This is a genomic window from Frisingicoccus sp., from assembly GCA_016298055.1.
In the GTDB taxonomy this organism is placed as follows: Bacteria; Bacillota; Clostridia; order Lachnospirales; family Lachnospiraceae; genus Frisingicoccus.
Genome location: JAEDDO010000084.1, coordinates 1 through 7947, shown reverse-complemented (window position 1 = coordinate 7947; position 7947 = coordinate 1). Strand labels below are relative to the sequence as shown.

Annotated in this window: 7 protein-coding genes and 1 pseudogene; all 8 read left to right on the top strand. The window is 43.7% G+C overall.

Annotation, left to right across the window (positions count from 1 at the left end):
- Positions 1-260 (top strand): annotated as a pseudogene (locus QZZ35_RS07620) (VirB4-like conjugal transfer ATPase, CD1110 family); the annotation flags it as partial.
- The gene (gene srtB, locus QZZ35_RS07615) at positions 253-1020 is read left to right on the top strand and encodes a class B sortase (RefSeq protein ID WP_291236856.1); all 768 of its coding nucleotides are present in this window, start codon (positions 253-255) and stop codon (positions 1018-1020) included. The pseudogene QZZ35_RS07620 and the gene srtB, both read left to right, overlap by 8 nt.
- Positions 1021-1023: 3 nt before the next feature.
- On the top strand, positions 1024-1344 hold the full coding sequence (locus QZZ35_RS07610) for a hypothetical protein (RefSeq protein ID WP_216413437.1): 321 nt from the start codon (positions 1024-1026) through the stop codon (positions 1342-1344).
- 33 nt (positions 1345-1377) lie between these two features.
- Entirely contained in the window at positions 1378-3522 is a 2145-nt protein-coding gene (locus QZZ35_RS07605) for a C40 family peptidase (RefSeq protein WP_291236855.1), read from the top strand.
- 33 nt (positions 3523-3555) lie between these two features.
- On the top strand, positions 3556-3867 hold the full coding sequence (locus QZZ35_RS07600) for a DUF4315 family protein (RefSeq protein WP_216413433.1): 312 nt from the start codon (positions 3556-3558) through the stop codon (positions 3865-3867).
- Positions 3842-4522 carry a CD1107 family mobile element protein gene (locus tag QZZ35_RS07595; protein WP_216413432.1) on the top strand — a complete coding sequence of 227 codons (681 nt, stop codon included), beginning with the start codon at positions 3842-3844 and terminating at the stop codon, positions 4520-4522. Before QZZ35_RS07600 ends, QZZ35_RS07595 begins: the two co-directional genes overlap by 26 nt.
- 92 nt (positions 4523-4614) lie before the next feature.
- Entirely contained in the window at positions 4615-6711 is a 2097-nt protein-coding gene (locus QZZ35_RS07590) for a DNA topoisomerase 3 (protein ID WP_291236854.1), read from the top strand.
- Positions 6712-6737: 26 nt separating this feature from the next.
- Positions 6738-7802, top strand: coding sequence for a DUF5688 family protein (locus QZZ35_RS07585; RefSeq protein ID WP_291236853.1), 1065 nt, complete (start codon positions 6738-6740; stop codon positions 7800-7802).
- Positions 7803-7947 lie beyond the last annotated feature (145 nt).

Sequence of the window (7947 nt, the reverse complement as noted above, 5' to 3'; positions counted from 1 at the left end):
AGAACAGTGATTTCATCCTGATGCTTAATCAGGCAGCGGGTGACAGACAGATCCTTGCAAAGCAGTTAAATATATCTCCGTATCAGTTGTCTTATGTAACAAACTCCGGCGAAGGTGAAGGACTTCTGTTCTATGGAAGTACCATCATTCCTTTTAAGGATAAGTTTGACAAGAACTTGAAGCTTTACAGTCTGATGACAACGAAACCGGAGGAAGTGGAGGCCCGCAACCAGAAGGAGGCTTCCGAAAACGATGAATAGGATTGCTACTGGCTTCCTACTGTTTCTCTCCATTCTTTGCATTTCTGTCAGTGTTTATATGCTGGCAGGAATGTATCAGGAAGATGCGAAAAGCGATCAAACCTTTGAAGAAATCAGAAAAGTATTTGATCAGGAAAAGCCAGAAGATACTAAAGATTCTGAGAATGCGAACGAGGTGTATATCAATCCCGGACTTTTGGAACTCCATGAACAGAATCCGGATTGCGTTGGTTGGATCCACATTGAAGGAACTAAGATTGATTATCCGGTCATGTATCACCCGGAAGAAAAGAATTATTACCTGCGAAGGAATTTCCATAAGGAATATGACATCAGCGGTACTCCTTACATTGCAGAAATCTGTGATCTGGAGGATTTCGATAATCTGATCCTTTATGGACATCACATGAATAGTGGTGCCATGTTTGCCCACCTGGACAAATATAAGTCGGAATCTTTCTATCAGGAGCATAAGACCTTCACTTACAGCACTCTTCATGGAGAGGAAACTTATGAAGTTATGGCATGTTTTGCCGTACCGGTCTATACGGGAAATGACTTTGCCTATTACGTATTTACCAAAGCGGAAACGCATTTCGAATACGAAACATTTGTAGAAACTTGTCGAAAAAAGTCTTATTACGACACCGGAGTTACAGCGGATTATGGGGATCAGCTGATCACCCTGTCCACTTGTGAGTACAGTCATAAAAATGGACGCATGGTTGTAGTAGGACGCCTACTCAGAGAGGATGATTAAATCATGAAACAGTATTTTGATTATTATGAGCACGAACCGGTGATGGTGGATCGTGACAGTCTTCATAGAACGATTCGCAATATTTTGGCAGAGGTCAATCTGCCGGAATGTCAGAGAGCCTACTTGCAGCTGATTGAGGACTTGCATGACAGTCTGGATTCCATGTATGTACTTCTTCGTTTCATAAAAGAAATGGGAACGCTGATCAGGAAGGACGATCTGGATGAACTGGAAGGTATTGCAAAGAAAAATGAAGAAACTTTGGAAGTATGGGAGCGACATTTTCTCAGAAATTCAGTCTGTAGTGGGGAAAGCTGCTTTTAGTTTGCCTGTTTTGGAGAGGAGGTGAGGACTTAAGTGGCAGGACAGGAATATACGGAAACATCCAAACGAAATAAGAAATATCAGCATACCAAAGATTCTGTTCAGGAGCCGCCTACCAGAGCTGCGCCGAAGGAATCCTTGAATGAAGCAAAAGAAGACAAAGAAGAATTCGACTCACGCAAAAAGGTTTCCAGAAGGTCTGTACAAAGAACTTCTGCTTACCGAGAAAAGCTTCGGGATCATGAAAGTATTCCCAGGGAAGAAATCATAGAAAACAAGGAAGCCATTCAAAAGAAACAGCAACGCAAACGTCTTACGGAAGAACAAAAGAAGGTTTCCAAATTGTCCTTTGATGATGAGGGCGGAATGATCGCCGGTGCCGGAACCGGCTTTGGAAGAAAAGCTGCTGGACTTGGCAGTGCTGCTGTTTCCGGTTATGTGCACAACAAGCTTCATCAGGAAGGCGATGACAATGCTGCGGTAGAAGGAGCCCATGCCAGTGAGCTTGCCATAGAGGAAGCGGCAAAAAGTCTTCGAAGTACCCAGACCAGAATGAATCGTACTTCCGGCAGACTGGCAAGAAAAGGATATCGGGAAACCGAGGATCCAACTGGCGGACGTTTAAAGTTTGGCGAGGCTGAGGAAGCAGTCAAAGATATCGCAAAGGAAGCCACAAAGAAACGAGAACTCAATCGCTTCTGGCAGAGGAAACGGTATAAGGATGCTTATATCGCAGCAAGGAAAGGAAAGAAAGGTGCCGATGCTGTCACTGGTGGTACTGCTGTGACAGAAACCTTTACAGAAAAAGCAAAAAGAGCAACCGCAGAAATATTCCGAAAGAATAAAGCACTCTTATTCGGAATCGCTGTGTTTGCTCTTATATTTATGCTTATCTCCGTATCCCTTGCCAGCTGTTCTGTATCCATTCAGGGAGCCGGTTCTCTTGTGGGAATGACAACCTATCCAAGTACGGACGATGACATTTATGCTGCAGAGAATGCCTACAGAGCCTTGGAGAGTGAATTGAACCGCCAGGTCAATACCATTGAATCTAGGTATCCCAATTATGACGAATACCGTTATAACGTGGATGAGATTTATCACAATCCCTATCATCTGATTTCCTTCCTTACTGTAAAGTATGGGGAATTTAAATATAACGATGTGAAGAATGTGATCAGAGAACTCTTCGAAGCTCAGTACGCCATGAATGTATCCGGAAGAACCGAAACCGTCACCGAAACCAGAACGGTGCGTGTTGGGGAATCCTTAGGAAATGTTGTGACCAGTGGTTATTGTAACTGTTCCCTTTGCTGTGGTAGCTGGGCTGGTGGACCTACGGCCAGTGGTGCCATGCCAAGAGCAAACCATACCATTGCCGTGGATGCCAATAATCCAATCGTTCCCATGGGAACAAAGATCGTCATGAATGGTGTGGAATATACCGTAGAAGATACCGGAAACTTTGCCAGATACGGCGTTGCCTTTGATGTTTACTATGATTCCCATTCAGCAGCATCTGCACATGGTCATAAGACTTGGGAAGCATTTATTGCCGATAGCAATGGAAGTCGTGAAGTCCAGGTTACTTCTACCGAGACACGAAGGATTCTTACTGTCACACTGACCAGTAAGAACTTTGATGCCATTGCAAGGGCAAACCTTGACGATGAAGAACTGATTCTTTACGAGGCTTTGAATCGAACCTACGGAAACAGAGATTATCTATTCGATCTTCGAACAATCTCTGGAGGAAGCGGCGGTATGAGCTATGAGATTCCACCGGAGGCACTATCGGATCAAAGATTTGCCAATATGATCCGTGAAGCAGAGAAATATCTTGGATATCCATATGTATGGGGAGGTGCAAGTCCTAGCACAAGCTTTGACTGTTCCGGATTTGTATCCTGGGTGATCAATCACTGTGGCAATGGTTGGAACTATGGTCGAAGGACTGCAGAAGGTTTGCGTGGTATTTGTACTTATGTATCACCGAGCCAAGCGAAACCGGGAGATCTGATCTTCTTTGAAAAGACCTATAACACTGCAGGAGCCAGTCATGTAGGAATCTATGTTGGTAACGGAATGATGATCCATTGTGGTAATCCAATCCAATATGCCAATATCAATTCTTCATACTGGCAGCAACATTTTTTATGCTTCGGACGTCTGCCTTAAGGCGTTCCGGAGCCTTGAAGGAAGGTGAAGCAATTGAACAAACGTATTAAACGTTACTTGGCTGAAATCGAAAAGACAGAGAAAAAGATTGCCGAGCTTCAGCGATATCTCAAAGGTGTTCAGACTGCACTAAAGCAGGAAGAAAACAACGAGATGATTAAAAGTATTCGAGGCATGAAGCTTAGCAGCAAAGAGCTGTTTGATCTGTTAAATGGCATTCAGGATGGTAGCGTAAGTTTTAAAGTGGAAGAGGCTTACGAGGAAGAACTTCCAGAAGAAGACATTTCCGAGGAAATCGCAGAAAGAGAGGAAAACTATTATGGTGAAAATCAAAGGAATGAATAAAATGCTGGCTGTACTTCTTCTTTCAGCAAGCATGATTTTGGCAACAGGTACTACTGCTTTTGCTTATGTGGATGAGAATGCAGAGGCGACCCAGACCGAAGCTGCAAAAATAGAGAAAGCTGAAAAAGAAGAAACGGTCATTGAGGAAAACACGACCGAGGAAGAAGCTCCTTTCTCCGTACCTGGCAATGGACAGGTTCAGGACGATATCACAAACAGTAAGAATAAAGAGTTCTTAACGATTACCACAAAGAATAACAATACTTTTTATTTGGTCATTGACCGATCAGCAACTGTTGACAACGTATATATGCTTTCCCAGATTGATGAAAATGATCTGAAGGAATTCTTAGAGGAAGATCAGACAACCTCCAGTGTGGTGGATGTGACTCCGAATATTGTGATTGATGAAAACACAAATACGGATCAGAACAACCAGACAGAAACGGAAGCTCCGGAAAAAGAAGAAAGTTCATCTAATCTTGGAGCACTGATTGCCATCTTTGCCGCAGCTGTCCTTGGAGTCGGTGGATATGGATACATGAAATTCATCAAGCCAAAAAAGGATGAAGACGATGGTGATGAGGAAGGCATCGAAATGATCGGGGAATCAGATGAACTTGAGGACGAGGAATCAGAAGACTTCGATAATTAAAAACAATGTTACTGAGGGGATAGACAGTAACGTTTATATAGATTTTTGAGACCGGTTGCAGCTTTGTAGCCGGTCTTTTTGGAGGTAGAAACATGTATTTAGTGATTGCAGAAAAACCAAGTGTGGCAAGAAGCATTGCTCAGGTTTTGGGAGCAGACAAACGACAGGATGGATACCTGGAAGGCGATGACTGCATTGTCAGTTGGTGTCTGGGTCATCTTGCGGGGTATGCCTACCCCGAGAAATATGACGAACGTTACAAGAACTGGAATTTTGAGGATCTTCCAATCATTCCAGACCACTGGAAGTTGGAGGTTTCCAAGGATAAAAAGGATCAGTTCTACATTCTAAAAGGGCTGTTAAATCAGCCCGGTATCGACTATGTAGTCAATGCCTGTGATGCAGGACGTGAAGGAGAGCTAATCTTCAAACACGCCTATGACTTATCCAGGAGCAGACTTCCGGTGAAACGACTTTGGATCAGTTCTCTGGAGGATGCCGCTATCTTAGAAGGCTTTCAGAACTTAAGAGATGGCAAAGAATATGAAAATCTGGCCAATGCTGCCGTGTGCAGATCCCAAGCTGACTGGCTGATCGGTATGAACGCAACAAGAGCTTTCACTTCGAAATATTTTAAGAGGCTTACTGTTGGGCGTGTACAGACACCGACTTTGGCTATGTTGGTTGAACGTGATGAGCAAATCAAAAACTTCCAGAAGCAGAAATACTTCAATGTGGAATTGGATTGCGATGGTATGAAGGCAATCCGAGAAAAGCTGTTTGAGGAAGCAGAGGCAGACCTGTTGTTCCAAAAATGTGATGGCAAAGATGCCAGAGTTCTTTCCGTAACCGAAAAGGATAAACGCATCAAACCACCGAAGCTCTATGACCTGACTTCTCTGCAGAGAGATGCCAACCGTGTTTATGGAATGACTGCCAAGCAGACGTTAGAGGCTGCCCAGGCTCTGTATGAAGCAAAGCTTATCACTTATCCAAGAACAGATAGCCAGTATCTGACAGAGGATATGGAGAGCACCGGTCGAAGTGTGATTCGCAGAATTCATGAAGTCTATCAGGTACTTGGTCCTTTCGAGGAACCAGGGAATCCGGATATGAAGAAGGTCATGAACAATGCCAAGGTATCTGATCACCATGCCATTATTCCAACGATGGAACTGACTGGCAAGGTACTCTCAGATCTAAAGGAATCCGAAGAAAAGATTCTCTTTATGGTTGCTATCCGGCTCCTGGCAGCAACCGATGTGGAACATATCTATACAGAGATTCATGCCGATGTGCTCTGTGAGGATGAACACTTCGCTGCCAGTGGGAAAAAGATCAAACAACCGGGCTGGAAGATTTATGAGGAATGCTTCAAAAACAAGGAGCGTCTTGCCATGTATGAGATGGATGTATACGGCAAGGAAGAAATGCCGCCGGTAACAGAAGGAAAAACCTATTATCGGATCACTGCTGATAAGACGGAACATTTTACTTCTCCTCCGAAGGCATTCAATGAAGATCTGTTGCTTCATGCCATGGAAACTGCCGGTAACAAGGAATTTGATGAAGACACGGAGAAAAAGGGGCTTGGTACTCCTGCCACTCGTGCCGGAATCATTGAAAAACTTGTGGCAGATAAGTACATCGTGCGAAAGGGCAAAACACTCACTTCCACAGAGGATGGCAAGGCATTGATCAGCGTGATGCCAGAATGTTTGCAGTCTGCCAGCATGACTGCGGAATGGGAAAACCAGCTTTTGCAAATGGAAAAAGGTCAGATGGATCCGGAGGTATTCCTTCGCGGGATCAATAATCTGATATCCATGATCTTAAATGGTCTGGAAGCTCTTCCGTCAGAAGAAACCAGTCGATTTTCTTCTAAAAAGGTAATCGGTAATTGTCCATATTGCGGCAGACCGGTTTTTGAAGGAAAGAAGAATTTCTACTGTTCCAACAGAGAATGTGACTTCTCTCTTTGGAAAGAAAACCGCTATCTGGAAACCATGCAAAAGAGCATCGATGCAGCAACAGCAACAGTCCTTCTTGCCAACGGAAGAGTCCACATGAAGGACTTGTATTCCAGAAAGAAGGATATGTACTTTGCGGCAGATCTCATCGTGGAATTCAAAGATGGAAGGACAACCTTCTCTCTGGAATTCCCGAAGAAAAGTAACTCTAAGAAATAGTTTTTTGAAAGAACGAGGTAGTTTTTATGGATTTTAAATCATTTACAGAATCAATTCAGGATATGATCAAGGAATTTCTTCCTGGTGATTATAAGAATGCAAGCGTGGAGCTTGTAGAGCAGACAAAGCTCAATGAACAGTACACAGGTCTTGTTGTTCGTAAAGAAGGCCAGGTAGTAGTTCCAACTATCAATATGAACGCCCTGTATGAGGCATACGAGGCAGATCATATTTCCTTGGCCGAAGCTGTTGTAAAGGCGGCTTCGATGGCTCAGATGCAGCCTGATGGCATTGAAATCAATCCTGGCAACATTATGAACTATGATATCGCAAAGCATAATCTCTTTATCCGTGTAAGCAATGCGGAAATGAACCAGGAAACACTCCAGAATGTACCACATCAGATTCATGAGGACCTGGCCATTACGTATCACATTGCAGTAAGCATGGATGAGGAAAATGGTATGGCATCTACTTTGTTAAACAACAACATGTTGAAGTCCTACGGTATCACCCAGGAGCAGCTTCATGAAGATGCCATGAAAAATGCTCCAATCCTTATGCCTGCAACCGTAAGCTCTATGGCAGAAGTCATGAAGAAAATGATGATGTCAGATATGCTGGCTGCCGGTATGGATGAAGAAACAATGGAAGCCATGTTGGCGGATCTTCCTGCGGCGGAGGATGTGCCGATGACAGTGGTTTCTAATGAGCGTGGTCTTAACGGCGCTGCTTCTCTCTTTTATCCTGATCAGATGGATAAGGTAGCGGAAAAGATTGGTGGTGACTACTACATTCTTCCATCCTCTATTCATGAGCAGCTTGTGGTTCCGGATGATGGCAATATGTCCTCTGTGGATCTTGGCAACATGGTTCGTGAGGTCAATGCTACTCAGGTAAGTCCTGCAGAACGTCTTTCCGATGAAGTATATCATTATGATTCCAAAGACAAAGTGTTTGAGAAGGCTGCAACCTTTGAGGCACGTCAGAAGACAAAACAGCAGGAAATGGCAGGTCCTAAGAAAGAAGCTGCTATGGAAAATGCTGCCAAAGCACCTAAGAAACATAAGAGTAACGATATGTCTCTCTAATTTTCATGCCCCTGTTTGGTTCTTCCAGACAGGGGCCTTTTTTTGGAGGTAAACAATGCAGGAAAACGAAACAATCACATTCGAGGATTTAAAGAAAACAATTGAAGAAATGGGATCGGATGAATTTATCATCGAGGTTCCTTTG

Excerpts from the sequence above, each read along its gene's own strand:
- QZZ35_RS07610 (WP_216413437.1), top strand. The coding sequence starts at position 1,024 with ATGAAACAGTATTTTGATTATTATGAGCACGAACCGGTGATGGTGGAT.
- srtB (WP_291236856.1), top strand. The coding sequence starts at position 253 with ATGAATAGGATTGCTACTGGCTTCCTACTGTTTCTCTCCATTCTTTGC.
- QZZ35_RS07595 (WP_216413432.1), top strand. The coding sequence starts at position 3,842 with ATGGTGAAAATCAAAGGAATGAATAAAATGCTGGCTGTACTTCTTCTT.
- QZZ35_RS07590 (WP_291236854.1), top strand. The coding sequence starts at position 4,615 with ATGTATTTAGTGATTGCAGAAAAACCAAGTGTGGCAAGAAGCATTGCT.
- QZZ35_RS07585 (WP_291236853.1), top strand. The coding sequence starts at position 6,738 with ATGGATTTTAAATCATTTACAGAATCAATTCAGGATATGATCAAGGAA.